This window comes from Loktanella sp. IMCC34160 (genome assembly GCF_004145845.1).
GTDB lineage: Bacteria > Pseudomonadota > Alphaproteobacteria > Rhodobacterales > Rhodobacteraceae > SELP01.
In genome coordinates, this window is record NZ_SELP01000007.1 from 165,008 (window position 1) to 181,911 (window position 16,904).

At 62.7% G+C, this 16,904-nt stretch carries 8 protein-coding genes; 6 read left to right on the forward strand and 2 right to left on the reverse strand.

The window, feature by feature from the left end:
- The gene (locus EU803_RS16750) at positions 1-7,248 is read right to left on the reverse strand and encodes a Hint domain-containing protein (RefSeq protein WP_129684959.1); all 7,248 of its coding nucleotides are present in this window, start codon (positions 7,246-7,248) and stop codon (positions 1-3) included.
- Between the two features lie 336 nt (positions 7,249-7,584).
- Between EU803_RS16750 and EU803_RS16755 the strand changes: the two genes are divergently transcribed.
- From EU803_RS16755 to EU803_RS16765, 3 genes are all read left to right on the forward strand, one after another.
- Positions 7,585-8,049 carry a methyltransferase gene (locus EU803_RS16755; protein WP_129685023.1) on the forward strand — a complete coding sequence of 155 codons (465 nt, stop codon included), beginning with the start codon at positions 7,585-7,587 and terminating at the stop codon, positions 8,047-8,049.
- A gap of 201 nt (positions 8,050-8,250) precedes the next feature.
- The gene (locus EU803_RS16760; protein WP_129684961.1) at positions 8,251-9,822 is read left to right on the forward strand and encodes a Re/Si-specific NAD(P)(+) transhydrogenase subunit alpha; all 1,572 of its coding nucleotides are present in this window, start codon (positions 8,251-8,253) and stop codon (positions 9,820-9,822) included.
- A gap of 14 nt (positions 9,823-9,836) precedes the next feature.
- Positions 9,837-11,312: an NAD(P)(+) transhydrogenase (Re/Si-specific) subunit beta gene (locus EU803_RS16765; protein ID WP_129684963.1), complete on the forward strand. Its 1,476-nt coding sequence runs from the start codon at positions 9,837-9,839 to the stop codon at positions 11,310-11,312.
- A 236-nt stretch (positions 11,313-11,548) separates the two neighbouring features.
- Here EU803_RS16765 and EU803_RS16770 read toward each other — a convergent pair whose 3' ends face one another.
- Positions 11,549-13,150: an ABC transporter substrate-binding protein gene (locus EU803_RS16770; protein ID WP_129684965.1), complete on the reverse strand. Its 1,602-nt coding sequence runs from the start codon at positions 13,148-13,150 to the stop codon at positions 11,549-11,551.
- Positions 13,151-13,374: 224 nt separating this feature from the next.
- Here EU803_RS16770 and EU803_RS16775 point away from each other — a divergent pair, with 224 nt between their 5' ends.
- From EU803_RS16775 to EU803_RS16785, 3 genes are read left to right on the forward strand one after another with little or no spacing between them, the layout of a single operon-like run.
- Positions 13,375-14,355 carry an ABC transporter permease gene (locus tag EU803_RS16775; protein ID WP_129684967.1) on the forward strand — a complete coding sequence of 327 codons (981 nt, stop codon included), beginning with the start codon at positions 13,375-13,377 and terminating at the stop codon, positions 14,353-14,355.
- Positions 14,352-15,272 carry an ABC transporter permease gene (locus tag EU803_RS16780; RefSeq protein WP_129684969.1) on the forward strand — a complete coding sequence of 307 codons (921 nt, stop codon included), beginning with the start codon at positions 14,352-14,354 and terminating at the stop codon, positions 15,270-15,272. The genes EU803_RS16775 and EU803_RS16780 overlap by 4 nt, the downstream gene beginning before the upstream one ends.
- On the forward strand, positions 15,262-16,881 hold the full coding sequence (locus EU803_RS16785) for an ABC transporter ATP-binding protein (RefSeq protein ID WP_129684971.1): 1,620 nt from the start codon (positions 15,262-15,264) through the stop codon (positions 16,879-16,881). Before EU803_RS16780 ends, EU803_RS16785 begins: the two co-directional genes overlap by 11 nt.
- The last annotated feature ends 23 nt before the right edge of the window (positions 16,882-16,904 follow it).

A 16,904-nucleotide genomic window follows, 5' to 3' on the forward strand; every position in this document is an offset into this window, starting at 1 on the left:
TCAGATCCGGATCAGCTGCGCTTCGTACTGCTTGAGCACGCGGCGGGCCGTGTCGCCATAGCAGCGCGGCATCGACCGCAGTTCCGGGAAGACCGCGAACAGTTCTTCACGGGCTTCGTCGGTGATCCCGGTCATGCCGATATCGCCCGGGTGGAAGCTTTCGGTCGCAGCCCCTTCGGCATAGACGATCTCATGTTCGTCAAACAGCATGTGGTAGTAGGTGACCGTGCCGCCTTCTTCCACGGTCACGTCCTTGCCGTTGACCAGATGTTTGGCCGAGACCAGAACTTCGGTCTCGCCGAACAGCAGTTCCGCCTCGTAGCCCTGGAACAGCATCCGGTGCTGGGGGGAAACGACAAGATCGTTTTCCAGCCCGCGGATCACCCCGCGGCGCAGCCGGATCGGCGCGAAACGATCCATCGCCGGAACGGTCCGCGACTGGATCCAGCGGATCGGGCGCAGCCCGTGGTCGCGGGTGACGACCAGATCGCCAACCTTCAGGTCCTCGATCGAACGCGCGCCATGCGGCGTGGCGATCCGGGTTCCGGTGGTGAAGCAGATGATGTTCTCGATCTCGCTGAAGTTCAGGATCGTGCCATCGTCCAGCGTCACCGAGCCGGAATAGGAGGTATTGCCGCTGGCGTTGGTCGTAGTGCTGGTGATGTTCAGCGTCGACAGATCAGCCAGATCGCCCAGTTGCAGGGTGTCACCGCCGCCGAGGGTTTCGGCATTATTTCCGCCGGAAACGGTAATGGTCCCGTTGGTCAGCTCTCCAAGGTCCTCAAGGACAAGTGTATCGTCGCCGTCTTGCCCACGAGCGATATCGCCTTCCGAGAAGACGATCGTATCGTTCCCGGTGCCGCCATCAATGCTGTCAGCACCCGTTCCGCCATAGATGAGGTCGGCACCGGAGTCGCCGTTGATGTTATCGGCGCCGCTGCCCCCGTAGACGATATCGTTGTCCTGACCGGCCATGATATTGTCGGCACCGTCGCCACCGAAAATTGTGTCAGAGCCATCATTCGTGCGGATTGTGTCGTCGCCGGCATTACCATAGACCACATCATTGCCTGCCCCGGCGACGATGCTGTCGGAGCCGCTGCCACCCGTGATGCTGTCGTTGCCTGCGCCGGAGTCGACAAACATACCGGAGCTATCGAGGCTCAGGTCGACCTTGTCATCGCCACCTTCGGTTTCGATTGCTTCGATTTCCGAAAAGGTCGCGGTCGAGGCGCCATCGGTGATCGTGCCAGCCTCGTCGCCGGTCATGGTGACGGTGACGTCGATCCCCTGGGTCGACCAGATGGTATCGCTGTCGGTCCCGCCTTCGCCACCGACGATGACATCGCTGCCAAACCCGGCTTCCATGACGAAGCGGTCGGCATCATCGCCACCGAAAAGCTGGTCGTCCCCGGTGCCGCCGTTGATGATGTCATTGCCGGCATCGCCGGAAATCACGTCGGCATGGCCGCCGCCAAAGATCAGGTCGTCGTCAGCGCCGCCAAAGATGGTGTCTTCGCCATCGAAGGTGGAAATCGTGTCGTTGCCGGTGCCGCCATAGACGGTTTCATTGCCGCCATCGACGCCACCGTAGACTTCGTCGTTGCCGTCGCCCGCATAGATGGTCGCGTCGCCCAGGCCGGAAGAAATCGTGTCGTCCCCGCCATAGGCATAGATGAGGTCCGCATTGGGCCCGTGGCCCGGCAGGATCGCATCGTTGTTGTCGACCATGTCCCCGTCGGGGTCGCCGGTATAGACGCCGTTGATCACGTCGGCGCCCGCGGTGCCCTCGATCGTGCCGTCGGACAGGGGGATGCCGATGGCGTTCAGCCACAGAGGATCATCGGCGACCAGCGGGTCGACCCCGTTGATCACGATGGATTCACCATTCGGGAAAGTCAGGACCGCATTGCCACCGCCGTCGTTGGTGACGGTCACGTCCCAAACGTTGACCGGATCGCCACCCGCATCGGTGAGCCCCGTCACATCCAGCGTGTCGATGCCGGTGAAGGTGCCGTCGCCATTGGCGGTCGGCGCATCGAAGTTGTCGACGCTGTCATTGCCGAACCCGTCGGTCAGGATGATGACATCCGCGTCGCCGTCCGGCGCGCCTTCGCCAAGATCCAGAAGGTCGTTACCCGCGCCGCCGTTCAGCGTGTCCGCGCCGGTGCCGCCGATCAGGATGTCGTCGCCATCGCCGCCCAGCATGGAATCGTCGCCAGCGCCCGCATGGACCGTCACGCCGACCGTGGTGGCGGAGGCATCGACGACATCGTTGCCAGAGCCGAGCGAGAAGACCTCGATCTCGGAGAAGGTCGCGGTCGAGGTGCCGTCCGACAAGGTCCCGGCTTCGTTGGCGGTGAAGTTCAGGGTGGTGTCGGCGGTCACCGTCTCGGCGTCGATCTTGTCGCCACCGGTTTCACCCAGCTCGCCACCGATGATGGTGTCGTTGCCGAAGGAATCGTTCAGGACAAAGGTGTCGTCGCCGCCATCGGACGGATAGGTCAGAACCTGAACTTCGTGGACCCAAAGGTCATCGCGCGAGCCCCCGGACGCCGCGTCGTAGACGAAGCTGAGCGTTCCGGTCGAAGATATGCCAGCGGGGAGATCGATGACCACAGAGGTCAGCGTCCCGGCGGTCACCGTCGTTGTCGAACCGGATGCACCGTTGAGGTAGGTGATCGTGCCGGTCGAGCCGTTCTGGCCCCCGGTTTCCAGGATGGCGTAGGTGACACCATCGATCTGGAGTTCAAGGGTCGCGGTGCCGGTCAGATCGGGAAGACCGTTGCCCCAGCTCAGATCAACCTGGATCTGGGCGGTCCCGTCGCCGCTCGGGCCATTGTCCAGCCCGGTAAGCAACGTGTCATAGGTCAGCGTGCCAGAGCCGCTATCCTGGCTTAGGGTCGCGGTGCCGGATTCGTAATAGACCGAGCCGGTGTTGGTCCAGCCGGAGAGGTTCCCGTCAAAGCCGCCGTTGACCAACTGGTCGCTCACGACCTGCGGGCTGTCACCGTAGAGGATATCGTTGCCGGACCCGCCGTTGATGGTATCAGATCCGTCACCGCCCAATACGGTGTCGTTGCCTTCACCCGCCGTGACAGAGTCATTCCCGGCCCCGGCTTCGATCAGGTCGTCATTGCCAGCATGGCCAGCAAGGACCGCATCGTTGCCGTCGACCATATCGCCTTCCGGGTCGCCGGTGTAGGCCGCGTCGATGATGTCGTCACCCGATGTGCCGCTGACGGTCCCGTCCAGCGTCGGTGCGGCGGGGATGCCGATGGCCTCCAGTTCGGCGGCGCTGTCGACCGAGGTCGGCGAAACGCCGATCAGGGTGATGGATTCCCCGTTCGGGAAGGTCAGGATCGCGTCGCCGGTGCCGTCGCCATTGGTGTCGGTCACGGTCACGTCGGCGGTGGTCACCGGGTCGCCCGACGCATTTGTCAGCGCAGAGACGTCCAGCTGGTCGTTGGTGGTGCCATCGCCGCTGTCGGTCAGATCGAAGCCGGTGACCGCATCGGCGCCAGAGCCATCGGCCAGCAGGATCGTGTCGCGGCCGCTGCTGAGGACGATGTTTTCAATCTCCGAGAAGGTGACGATGCCATTGGCATCGGTCACGGTCCCGGCCTCGGGGTCGTTCGCGGTCAGATCGACGGTAGTATCGGTCGACAGGAAGCTGAGGTCGAGCGTGTCGCCCGTGGTCTCGGCCCCTTCGCCGCCCACGACGGTCATGTTGTGCGGACCGGCACCCCAGGAATCCCAGACCTCGATGATGTCGTCGCCGTCGCCGCCGCTGACGCTTTGGCTGGCCCAGTCCATCGACAGGATATCGTTGCCCGCGCCGCCCAGAACGGTGTCGTTCGCGGCCCAGCTGTAGACATAGTCGTCGCCCGCGCCGGCATCGATGTAGTTGTCGCCGTCGTTGGCCTCGATGTAGTCGTTGCCGTCGCCACCGGCGATCACGTCATTGCCGTCGCCGCCATAGATTTCGTCGTTGCCGGCGCCGCCGTCGATGCTGTCGCCCGCGGTGTCGGACCCGAAGGTCTGGTAACCATAAATGGTGTCGTCGCCGGTTCCGCCCAGAAGGGTATCGGTGCCCGCGCCGCCGTAGACGATGTCGTTGTCCGCGCCCGCATCGACAAAATCGTTGCCGTCGCCACCATAGACGGTGTCTGTGCCCGCACCGCCATAGACGATGTCATTCCCGGCACCAGCCTCGACCGTGTCGTTTCCAGCCCCGGCCGCAACCGAGTCATTGCCAAAGTCGGCGATGATCCAATCGGCGCCGGACCCGCCGATGACGGTGTCGTCACCGCCCCCGGTGCTGAGGTCCATGCCAGAGCTGTCCAGGGTCGCGTCGATCGTGTCGTTCGCGGCGCCAGTGTAGATCGCTTCGATCTCCGAGAAGGTCGCGGTTGCCGACCCATCGGTGATCGTCCCGGCCTCGTCCCCGGTGAAGGTGATGTTGCGCACATCCGTAGAGGTGAACGGCGTATCAAGGATGTCGTAGTCGGTCCCGCCTTCGCCGCCGACAAAGGTTTCGCCGTCGAAGGTGGTGTTGGTGACGATGAACCGGTCGCCGTCGTCACCGCCGTACAGCGTATCGTTCCCGGCCGAGGCATAGAGCGTGTCGTTGCCCGATTCACCATAAGCGGTGTCGTTTCCGGCACCGGCCTGAATGATGTCGTTGCCCGCGCCGGCCTCGATCAGGTCGTCGTTGGCGGCGTGACCGGGAAGGACCGCGTCCCCCGCATCGACCATGTCGCCCTGCGGGTCGCCGGAATAGCCGGAGTTGATGATATCCGCGCCCGCGGTGCCCGAAACGGTCCCGTCCGAGGGCGGAAGTGTCAGGTTTTCGATCTCGGCGAACTGAACCGTGACCCACTCGCCCGACGCATTGAGGACCTGGACACTGCCCGAGGTGCTGTTGCCGTCCGGATCGGGGGTCTGCGACAGGTTCTGGTAGGCCAGATAGGCGGAGAGATCGAGCGTGTCGCTGTCGAGCCCGCCCGCGCCACCGTCGACCCAGATCGCGGTGTTCGTGTTGCCAAACCCGTCCGTCAGCGTCGGATCGACGATGAAGGTATCAGCGTCGTCGCCGCCAAAAACGGCCTGATCTCCGGAACCGACGAAGATGGTGTCGTTGCCTGCGCCACCGGCGACTGTATCGATCCCGTCCCCGGAATAGATCGTGTCGTCGCCAGCCTCGCCCGAAAGGATGTCCGCACCCGCGCCGCCAAAGATGACGTCGTTGCCGTCTCCGGCGTTCACGATGTCATAGCCGCCGCCCATGTAGATGGAGTCGTTCCCGGCCCCACCCTCAACATAGTTGTCGCCGGACGAGGCATAGATCCCGTCGTCGCCCAACCCGCCGTAAAGCTGGTCGTTGCCGCTGTCGCCCACCAGCACGTCATTCCCGGCGTCGCCATAGAGAATGTCGTTCCCGGCATCGCCGTCCAGGTGGTCGTTCCCGTCGCCGCCGTAAAGCGTATCGTCGCCGTCTACGCCCCAGATGCTGTCGTTGCCTGCGCCACCGTAAAGCGTGTCATTCCCGGCCGTATCGGCGGCAGGGGTGTAGGTGACAGAGGTGATCAGGAAGTCGGACCCGTCGGTGCCGTCGGTCTGCGGTAGGCCGGAAAAGACGATCTGGTCAAACGCGCCATAGCCGGAGACATCAACCGTGCCTTCGCCGCTGCCGGCAACACCTTCGGTAAAGGTGCCAGAGGCGACGAGAACGCCATCGTTATAGATCGCCCATTGCGCCTGTTCGGCGAAATCTTGGGTCCACAGGACGCTGAAATCAAAGCTGAGTTCGGTGATGTCCTGATCGAAGTTGACGTGCAGTTCTTCCGACAGGCCAGAGGCAAGGTCATAGCCGGTTTGCTGGGACACCGCGCTGTCAGAGTCGGAAATGTTGCCGCTGGCGCCAAACCCGGTCACACCATTATAGGTAAAGGTCGCAAGGTTGCCCGCGCTGGGCGCGGTCTGGACACCGCCGACCACGTTGACCGCAGTGACCGTAAAGCCGCTGGTCGTGTCGGTGAAGTTCGTGGCGTCGATCGTGATCGGGTCCGGCGTCTGCGCGGTATAATCATCGCCGTGGATGATGTCGTCGCCGCCACCGCCATAGACAAGGTCGTCGCCCATGCCGGCGTTGATGCTGTCGTCGCCCTCAACGATCGGAATCGTGTCGTAGTAGACATCGGTGACCCACAACGCCTGACCGGCGGTTCCACCGTTTTCATAGATGATTTCGAAGGTCGCAACCGGGCCTGCGATTTCGACAAGCACCGCGCCCTCTGTGCTGGTCTGCGTGTCCGAGGTGTTTGCGGCGGTAACCGTATTGCCCGAAACCGTATCCGCGCCATAGGGCGTGATCGTGACGGCAACCGGGTTTCCGTTCGCGTCAGAGGCGTTGATCGTGACGATGTCCTGCCAGCCGGACATGTCCACGTCGTTGAGGATGAAGCTGATGTTCTGGACTTCACCCGTCAGGCCCGATCCGGCCTCGGCGCTGAAATCGAAGGTTGCGGTGACGTTCGGACCCGCGCCGCCGGCCAAATAGAGGCCAGAGTTCGTGGCATAGGGGCCGGTGCCCACATATTGGGTCGAGCTGGAGGTCTGAACGGCCGTGTTGCCACCGTCATTGGTGAACGAGACGTTGACGTTCATCCCGCCGGTATCTTGGGTAAACCCGCCGGCGATATTGGTGCCGTTCGCGCCCTGCGCGATCCAGTTCAGGTGTTCAGAGGTGCTCGCCGGCGGGGTGGTGGTGCTGTCGCCATAGACGACGTCGTTCCCGTCGCCCGCCGCGATGGTGTCGTTCAGCGACCCGGCAATGATCGTGTCGTTGCCGCCCCCGGCATCGATGCTGTCGTTGTCGCCGTCGGCGCCATCAACGACGTTCCCGTCGGGATCGCCGGTATAGCTGGAATCGATGAAATCGCTGCCACCCGTGCCCGAAACGATGCCATCGTCGGCGACATATGCCGGCGCAGAGACGGCAGAGGCGTCGCCGCTGGTGGTGTACCAGTTATCCGGAACGAAATAGACGTTGCCGTCGGACCCGAGGTAATAAACCCCGGTGTCGTTGATGTTCGAATAGAAAAGACCATCGCCTTGCCAGACGCCGGACCAGTTCCAGCTGCCCGTTCCAATGATGCTATCCTGCGTGAAATTGGACTGGGAGGCAGAGATGTAATCTCCGCTGTCAAGGCTGCCGTCGCCAAGCGTAACCAGATAACCGATCATATTGTTTCACCACTCTCTGCTCGCCCACCGCATTCCTGTAGTGCGGACACACCTCGGGCCTTTGTTTACAGAGTTTGAATTAATTGACGGTTAGGGCAGGATTTCGTTTGGAAGGGGAAATCTTGTGACCATTTAGTGAAAATTTGCCTCAATTTTCCCGAACCATGGCGAACCTGTGTCATAGGCCGCTTTGTCGCCACATTTCGGAAATTTGGCCGGTTCTGGTATCGCGACAATGCAACGCAGATCTAGAAGGGGACTTGTAATATACATGCAATGTGTCGAATGTGTTGGCCGAGACCGGATCGGCCTGAAAAACAAGGGGAATGGCACATGCTGAAGTGGATCGACATCCCCCCTGTCTGGCTGGCGGGTTTCGTGGTCATTGCCTGGCGGATCGGGATAGCCGACCCGTGGGGTCTTGGGTTCGGCGGGGCGTGGTCCGACCTTGCCGCCGGACTGCTGATCGGCGGTGGGCTGGTTCTGATGCTTCTGGCGGTGACCGAGCTGCGCAAGCAGCGCACCACCGTCATCCCGCACCGCGTGCCCGCGAAGATGGTGCAATCCGGCATTTACAGGCGCAGCCGCAACCCGATCTATCTGGGCGATGTGCTGGTTCTGACCGGGCTGATCCTGCGGTTCGATGCGGCCCTTGCGCTGCCCCTGATCCCGGTTTTCGTCTGGGTGCTGGAACGGCGGTTCATCCTGCCCGAGGAGGACCGGCTACGCCGCACGTTCAGGGCCGATTTCGCCCGATACTCGATGAAAACCCGCCGCTGGTTCGGCACGACGAAGGATTAGAGCGGGGGTCGGGATTCTGTCCAGAATGGTCGGAAACGCCGCGTCCCGGGTTGTGAAAACCGCAGACGCCCGCTATGCGCAACATCAGACCCGGACCAACCGGGCAAGGAATTTCGCGGCCCTGCGCCGCAACTGGGTGGAAACCCCTTTCGGCAGGCCCGCCGTCTGGGGACGCAAACGGAGAGAGAGGGGGACGCTTTCGTGAAAATCGGAGCTCCGAAGGAAGTAATCGAGGGTGAAAACAGGGTCGCCATGACGCCTGCGTCCGCCCTTGACCTGCAAAAACTTGGATATGACTGCCTGATCGAAACCGGGGCCGGCGCGAACGCCGGGTTCTCGGACGCGGATTACAAGGCCGCAGGGGTCGAGGTGGTCAAGACCGCCGCCGCCCTGTGGAAAGCCGCCGATATCGTGGCCAAGGTCCGGGTGCCCACCGACGCCGAAATGAAGCGCCTGCGCGAAGGCCAGACCCTGATCACCTTCTTCAACCCCGGCGGCAATGCCGAAGGGATGGAGGCGGCGGCCAAGAAGGGCGCCAACGTTATCGCCATGGAAATGGTCCCCCGCATCAGCCGGGCCCAGAAGATGGATGCGCTGTCGTCCATGGCTAATATCGCGGGCTACCGCGCCGTGATCGAAGCGGGCAACAATTTCGGCCGTTTCTTCACCGGTCAGATCACAGCCGCGGGCAAGGTGCCACCGGCCAAGGTCCTGATCGTCGGGGCCGGCGTTGCGGGCCTTGCCGCGATCGGCACCTCGACCTCTCTGGGTGCCGTGACCTATGCCTTTGACGTGCGGCCCGAAGTGGCCGAACAGGTCGAAAGCATGGGCGCGGAATTCGTCTACCTCGACTTCGAGGAAGAACAGCAGGACGGGGCCGCGACCGGCGGCTATGCCTCTGTTTCTTCTCCGGAATTCCGTGAAGCCCAGCTTGCCAAGTTCCGCGAGCTTGCGCCCGAGATGGACATCGTCATCACCACCGCCCTGATCCCCAACCGCGAAGCGCCGGAGCTGTGGACCGAGGACATGGTCACGGCGATGAAGCCCGGATCGGTCATCGTCGACCTTGCCGCCGAAAAGGGCGGCAACTGCAAGCTGACCGTGGCCGACGAAAAGATCGTCACCGACAACGGCGTGACCATCATCGGCTATACCGACTTCCCCAGTCGGATGGCCGCGCAGGCCTCGACCCTCTACGCCACCAACATCCGTCACATGATGACTGACCTGACCCCCGAAAAGGACGGCCAGATCAATCACAACATGGAAGACGACGTGATCCGTGGCGCAACGGTGACCTTCGCCAGCGAGATCACCTTCCCACCCCCGCCGCCGAAAGTGCAGGCCATCGCTGCGGTGAAGAAGGAAGCCCCGAAAGAGCTGACCCCGGAAGAGAAACGCGCCGCAGAGGTCGCGGCCTTCAAGGCCCAGACCAAGAACCAGGTCACGCTTCTGGCCGTGGGCGGCGGGCTGATGCTTCTGGCCGGGCTTTATGCCCCCGCCAGCTTCATGCAGCACTTCATCGTGTTCGTCCTCTCGGTCTTCGTCGGCTTCCAGGTCATCTGGAACGTGTCGCATTCGCTGCACACGCCGCTGATGGCGGTGACCAACGCAATCTCGTCGATCATCATCCTTGGCGCCCTGATGCAGATCGGGTCCGGGTCGTGGCTGGTGATCCTCCTTGCCGCCCTCTCGGTCTTCATGGCCGGGATCAACATCTTCGGCGGCTTCCTCGTCACGCGGCGCATGCTCGCCATGTTCCAGAAATCGTAAGGGGGTAGGGGACAATGGAATTCGGATTCACCACGGCGGCCTATGTGGTCGCGGCTGTTCTCTTCATCCTTTCCCTCGGCGGTCTGTCGGGGCAGGAAAGCGCCAAGCGCGCGGTCTGGTATGGCATCGTCGGCATGGCGCTGGCGGTGGCGGCGACGCTGATTGGCCCCGGTTCGGGCTTGTGGCTTCTGTCGCTTCTGCTGATCGCGGGCGGCGGGATCATCGGCTATCAGGTGGCGCAGCGCGTCCAGATGACCGAAATGCCGCAACTGGTCGCGGCGATGCACAGCCTTGTGGGCCTTGCGGCCGTTTTCGTCGGCTTCAACGCCCATTTCGAGATCGGCCGCGTGGCCGAAATCATGGCAAGCGTGCCCACCACCCTGACCGCAACCGGGATCGAGGCGTGGCTGCACGATCAGGGGCTTGGCACCTTCGGGTCGCTGATTTCCCACAAATCGGCGGTCGAGATCAACATCCTGCGGGTCGAACTGTTCCTTGGCATCTTCATCGGGGCGGTGACCTTCACCGGGTCGGTGATCGCCTATGGCAAACTGGCGGGCAAGGTCAGCTCCAAGGCGGAAAAACTGCCGGGGGGCCATGCGCTCAATGCCGGGGCGGCGATCCTCTCGGCAATCTGCCTGATCTGGTACTTCAACACCGGGGGCTTCCTGCCGCTGGCGCTGATGACGCTGGCCGCGCTGTTCATCGGCTATCACCTGATCATGGGGATCGGCGGGGCCGATATGCCCGTCGTCGTGTCGATGCTGAACAGCTATTCCGGCTGGGCGGCGGCGGCGATCGGCTTCTCGCTTGGCAATGACCTCCTGATCGTGGTTGGCGCGCTTGTGGGCTCGTCGGGTGCGATCCTGTCCTACATCATGTGCAAGGCCATGAACCGGTCCTTCGTCAGCGTGATCCTGGGCGGCTTCGGCGGCACCTCTGGCCCCGCGATGGAGATCGAGGGCGAGCAGATCGCCATCGACAGCGACGGTGTCGCAACCGCGCTGGAAGAGGCCGACAACGTCATCATTATCCCCGGCTACGGCATGGCTGTGGCGCAGGCGCAGCAGTCGGTTTCCGAACTGACCAAGCGGTTGCGGGCCAAGGGCAAGAACGTCCGCTTTGCGATCCACCCGGTCGCGGGCCGACTGCCCGGCCATATGAACGTGCTTCTGGCCGAGGCGAAGGTCCCCTATGACATCGTTCTGGAAATGGACGAGATCAACGAGGACTTCCCGGACACCGATGTGGTCATCGTGATCGGGTCGAACGACATCGTGAACCCCGCCGCGCAGGAAGATCCCAACAGCCCCATCGCCGGGATGCCGGTTCTGGAATGCTGGAAGGCCAAGCAGGTCTTTGTTTCCAAGCGGGGGCAGGGGACCGGCTATTCCGGGATCGAGAACCCGCTGTTCTACAAAGAGAACACGCGGATGTTCTACGGCGACGCCAAGAAGTCGCTGGACGAGCTGCTGACCAAGATCAGCTAGGCGGACCGCGATCTGTACATATTGACCCCGCGCGGAGCGACCCGCGCGGGGTTTTCATTTGGGTTGCTGACGTCCGAATGAACGCCGGGTCGCGCAGCGGCCCGGCACACGCCCGCCCGCCCCAAGGCGGGCGTGTTCCACGCCCACCCGGTCGGACGCGTGCCCGCGTTTGCTTCGTAAAAGAAAAGGGCGCGGTCTGCACCGCGCCCTTTCCTGTTTCAGATGTCCGGCTGGACTTAGGCGAACCACCAGCGCTGGGTCAGCTTGTAGCCGTCCAGTTCCCAGTTGGCCGCCACGTCGTCGTTGTGCGCCAGCATGTTGGAATGACCCATGATGTAGTTGGCGAACATCGGGACAATCGCGCCGCCGTCGTCGTTGATCAGCGACTGCGCCTCGAAGTACATGTCGGCGCGCTTGGCGTTGTCCAGTTCGGCACGGGCCTGGCCCACGACTTCGTTGAAGCGGACCGCGGCGTCCGTGGTGCGCCAATCGGTGTCGTTCCATTCGGTGTCCGCGGTATAGGCCGAGGAATACATCCAGTCCTGGGTCGGGCGACCGCCCCAGTAGCAGGTGCACCAGCCCTTCTTATTCCAGACGTTCGACCAGTAGCCGTCCGACGGTTCGCGGACCACTTCGATCTCGATCCCGGCTTCGGCGGCCGAGGCGGCGACCAGCTGGGCGGCGTCCACCGCACCGGCAAAGGCCGCATCCGAGGTGGACAGCTGGATCGGGCCGGAATGGCCGGACTTTTCGAAGTGGAACCGGGCCTTGTCGGCGTCGAATTCCCGCTGCTCCAGACCGGCGGCATGGAACGGAACCGAGGGCGAAATCGGGTGGTCGTTGCCGATCACGCCGTGACCCAGAAGGATCTTGTCCACCAGTTCCTGACGCTTGATCGAGTACTTCAGCGCCATCCGCAGATCATAGTTGTCGAAGGGGGCCGAGGTGACCCGCATCGGCATGGTGTAGTGCAGGAACCCGGTCTTTTCGAGGATCGTGACATTCGGCGCGCGGCCCAGAAGACTGGCGGTCTTCGGGTCAACCCGGTCGATGAAATGGACGGTGCCGTTCATCAGAGCGTTCTGGCGCGCGGTCGGGTCGATGATCGACAGAACCTCGACGGTGTCGAACCATGCGGCATCCGACTTGTGGTAGTTTTCGTTCCGGCGGCCAAAGCAGCGCACGCCCGGTTCGAAGGCTTCCAGCACATAGGGCCCGGTGCCGATCCCGGCGTTGGGGTCCACAGACCCGCCTTCCGACGGCATGATCAGCAGGTGATAGTCCGACATCAGGAAGGGGAAGTCGGCGTTGCCGGTGTTCAGCTGGAACACAAGGGTGTTGCCGTCAGCGCTGATGTCGTCGACGGTGGCGAACAGGCCCTTGGCGGCAGACTTGGAGTCTTCGCCACGGTGGAAGTTCAACGAGGCGATCACGTCGTCGGGGGTCATGGTCTTGCCATTGTGGAAGGTCACGCCTTCACGCAGCGGCATCCGCCAGGTCATCGCGTCGGGCGATGCTTCCCAACCGGTGACAAGGTCGCCGACCAGTTCGCCGTTCGGCGCGACCTCGGTCAGGCTGTTGCCCCACATATAGCCGACATTGGTCGAGAACCCGTTTTCATAGGTGCCCGGATCAAGGCTGTCCGTGGTGGAGCCGTGGCCAAGGCCGATCTTCAGATCGCCGCCGCGCTTGGCGGACTGGGCCATTGCGCCGTCGGCCAGCGTCATGGCGGTCGGCAGGACGATCCCCGCCGTCATTGCCGAATTTATGAAGTCGCGACGCGACAAACGGCCAGCCCGCAGAAGTGCTCGCTGCCGGTCCATGAAGTTGTCTTTCATTATGTTCTCCCTGTTTTGGTTCCCCCCGTCCGGTCCGGACAGGGAAACTCAAGCCAAAGCCTATGCGTGTCCCGTCACGGCCTCAACAAAATTTTTGGGGTCATGGCGGGTAATTTTTTGTGGTCTTCCAAGGACGACTCTGCCTATCCTTGATGAAAGTCCCGCCAAGATCGGCCGTTTTCGGCTGACGGGAGACGGGACAGGGAACACAGGGAGAAGGATGCATGCATCCAATCTTGACGACGATTCTCAAGCGCCTCGGCCTTGGGATAATCACACTGCTTATCGTTTCTGTCATCATCTTTGCCTCGATCAGCATGTTGCCCGGCGACTTTGCCCAGGCGGTGCTGGGACAGGCCGCGACCGAGGAAACGGTGGCCGCCTTCCGGCGCGAGATCGGCCTCGATCAGCCGGTGGTGCTGCGCTACTTCGATTGGCTCGGGTCAATGATGACCGGCGATTTCGGAACATCTTTCTCGGGCAGGGCGGCATCCGGTGTGGACCGGTCGCGCCCGGTGATGGATCTTGTGGCGCCACGTCTGGCCAACACGCTGTTCCTGGCCAGCTTTGCGGCGATCATCTCGGTTCCGCTGGCGCTGTTTCTGGGGATCACCGCCGCGCTGTGGCGCAACTCCTTCTATGACAAGGCGGTCAGCGCCTCGACCCTGACGACAATCTCCTTCCCGGAATTCTTCGTCGCCTACATCCTGATCCTGCTGTTCGCGACCCTGTGGCCAGTGTTTCCAAGCCTTGCCAACGTGCAGGCGGAAACACCCTTTTGGGACCGGGTCTACGCGACGGCCCTGCCGGCCCTGACCCTGACGCTGGTGATCGTGGCGCATATGATGCGGATGACCCGCGCGGCCATCATCAACCTGTTGGCCAGCCCCTACATCGAAATGGCCCGACTGAAGGGCGAACCGCCGGCGCGGGTGATCATGAAACACGCACTGCCCAACGCCTGGGCGCCGATCGCAGCCGTCATTGCCTTCAACCTTGCCTATCTGGTCGTCGGCGTTGTCGTGGTCGAGGTGGTCTTTGTCTATCCCGGCATCGGGCAGCTGATGGTCGACGCCGTCAGTTCGCGTGACATTCCCGTGGTTCAGGCCTGCGCGATGATCTTCGCCGCGACCTATGTGCTTCTGAACCTGACCGCCGACATCATCGGCATCATCACCAACCCGAGGCTCCTGCATCCGAAATGACCCAGACCAATCAATCCTATTCGGCCGCGGCCGAGGTCGGCCAGGTCAAGACCCGCCGGACCCGTGCCCAGCGTATCTGGCTGACCCTGAAAAAGGCCCCACCGACCGCAATCGCGGGCATGTTGATCATCACCTTCTATGTCGTGGTGGCCATTCTGGCCCCGGTGATCGCGCCCTATGGCGAGGCGGACAGTTCCTTCGGGTCCTACCTGCCATGGAGCGCCGAACATTGGTTCGGCACTGACCAGATCGGTCGCGATATCCTGACCCGCCTGATCTATGGCGCCCGCAACACAATCGGCATTGCGCTGGCAACCACGGTTCTGGCCTTCATAATCGGCGGTGGGCTTGGCCTGATCGCCGCGATCAACCGCAGCTACCTTGACCAGTTCATCAGCCGGGGCATCGATGTGTTCATGGCGATCCCGTCGCTGATCTTTGCGCTGATGCTTCTGTCGATCTTCGGATCCTCGGCGATTTCGCTGATCATCATCATCGCACTGCTGGACAGCACCCGCGTGTTCCGTCTGACCCGGGCGGTCGCGGTGAACGTCGCGGTCATGGATTATGTCGAAGCCGCCCGCCTGCGCGGCGAACGGCTGGGCTGGGTCATGCGGCGCGAAATCCTACCCAACATCCTGCCGCCGCTGGTGGCCGAATTCGGGCTGCGGTTCTGCTTTGTCTTCCTGACCATCGCCGCCCTGTCCTTCCTTGGGGTGGGCATCCAGCCGCCCACGGCCGACTGGGGCACGATGGTGCGGGAAACCGCCAACCTGATCCAGTTCGCGCAGTTCGACCTGAAGGCAGGGCTGACCCCGCTGCTTCCGGCGGCCTGTATCGCTATCCTGACCGTCGCCGTGAACTTCGTCGTCGATTGGTTCCTGCACAAGACAAGTGGTATCCGCGATGAACACTGATCCCAAAGGCACGCCGCTTCTGGAAATGCGGGACATCCGTATCGAGGGTTATGCCGACGAAAAGTGGAACCCGATCATCAAGGGCGTGGACCTGACCCTGCACCGGGGCGAGGTCCTGGGCCTGATCGGGGAATCCGGGGCGGGGAAATCGACGCTGGGCAAGGCCGCGATGGGCTATGTCCAGCCGGGCTGCCGGATCACCGGCGGGTCGATCCTGTTTGACGGCATCGACCTTGCCAAGGCGAAGGAAAGCCAGAAGCGCAAGCTTTGGGGCACCCGGATGACCTATGTGGCGCAATCCGCCGCCGCCTCTTTCAACCCGGCCCACCGGCTGATCGACCAGACGGTCGGGGCCACCGTGCGCGAAGGGCTGAAATCCGACGCAGAGGCGCGACAGGATGCCCGGACGCTGTTCAAGGCGCTGACCCTGCCGAACCCGGACACCATCGGCGACCGCTACCCGCACCAGGTGTCAGGCGGGCAGTTGCAGCGGGTCATGACCGCCATGGCCATGTCGCCCCGGCCCGACCTGATCATCTTTGACGAACCCACTACCGCGCTGGACGTGACCACTCAGGTCGAAGTGTTGATGTCGATGCGCAAGATCGTCGAAGAGTTCAACACCGCCGCCATCTACATCACCCACGACCTTGCCGTGGTGGCCCAGATGGCCGACACCATCAAGGTGCTGCGCTACGGGGAAGAGGTGGAAGAGGCGGAAACCCGCGCGATGCTGGACCACCCCCGAGAGGACTATACCAAATCGCTCTGGTCGGTGCGGTCGCTGCGCAAACCTGCGGAAAAGTCAGAGGACATCGTGTTGTCCATCGACACGGTCGATGCGGCCTATGGCAACAAGGTGCAGGTGTTGCATGATGTGAACATCCGCCTGCCACGGGGCAAGACCGTCGCCATCGTGGGCGAATCCGGATCGGGCAAATCCACCACGGCCAAGGTGATCACCGGGCTCTTGCCGCCGATGAAAGGGCAGGTGACCTTCAACGGCGATCCGCTGCCGCCCACGCTGGCCGGGCGCAACAAGGACCAGCTGCGGCGCATCCAGATGATCTATCAGATGGCGGATACCGCGATGAACCCGCGCCAGACGGTCGGGGAAATCATCGGCCGCCCGCTGGAGTTTTATCACGGGCTTAAGGGCAAGGCGCTGGAAACCCGCGTGGTCGAACTGCTTGAACAAATCGAACTGGACGCAAGTTTCTACGACCGGCTGCCCTCCGAGCTGTCCGGCGGTCAGAAACAGCGGATCTGCATTGCCCGCGCGCTGGCCGCGGACCCCGAGGTGATCATCTGCGACGAGGTCACTTCGGCACTCGATCAGATCGTGCAGGAAGGGATCCTGCGGCTGTTGATGAAGCTGCAGGAAGACAAGGGGATTTCCTACCTGTTCATCACCCATGACATCGCCACGGTCGAAGCGATCAGCGACGAGATCGTCGTGATGTTCCAGGGCAAGGTGGTCGAGCAGGGGATCAAGGACGACATCCTGTCGCCGCCGCACCCGGCCTATACCGAACTGCTTCTGTCCTCGGTGCCGGAAATGGACCCCGACTGGCTGACCAAGCTCTTGGAAAGCCGCGCGACGGCCTGATGCCCCACCCCCGGCGACGCGGA

Excerpts from the sequence above, each read along its gene's own strand:
- EU803_RS16750 (WP_129684959.1), bottom strand. The coding sequence starts at position 7,248 with ATGATCGGTTATCTGGTTACGCTTGGCGACGGCAGCCTTGACAGCGGA.
- EU803_RS16765 (WP_129684963.1), top strand. The coding sequence starts at position 9,837 with ATGGAATTCGGATTCACCACGGCGGCCTATGTGGTCGCGGCTGTTCTC.
- EU803_RS16770 (WP_129684965.1), bottom strand. The coding sequence starts at position 13,150 with ATGAAAGACAACTTCATGGACCGGCAGCGAGCACTTCTGCGGGCTGGC.
- EU803_RS16775 (WP_129684967.1), top strand. The coding sequence starts at position 13,375 with ATGCATCCAATCTTGACGACGATTCTCAAGCGCCTCGGCCTTGGGATA.
- EU803_RS16780 (WP_129684969.1), top strand. The coding sequence starts at position 14,352 with ATGACCCAGACCAATCAATCCTATTCGGCCGCGGCCGAGGTCGGCCAG.
- EU803_RS16785 (WP_129684971.1), top strand. The coding sequence starts at position 15,262 with ATGAACACTGATCCCAAAGGCACGCCGCTTCTGGAAATGCGGGACATC.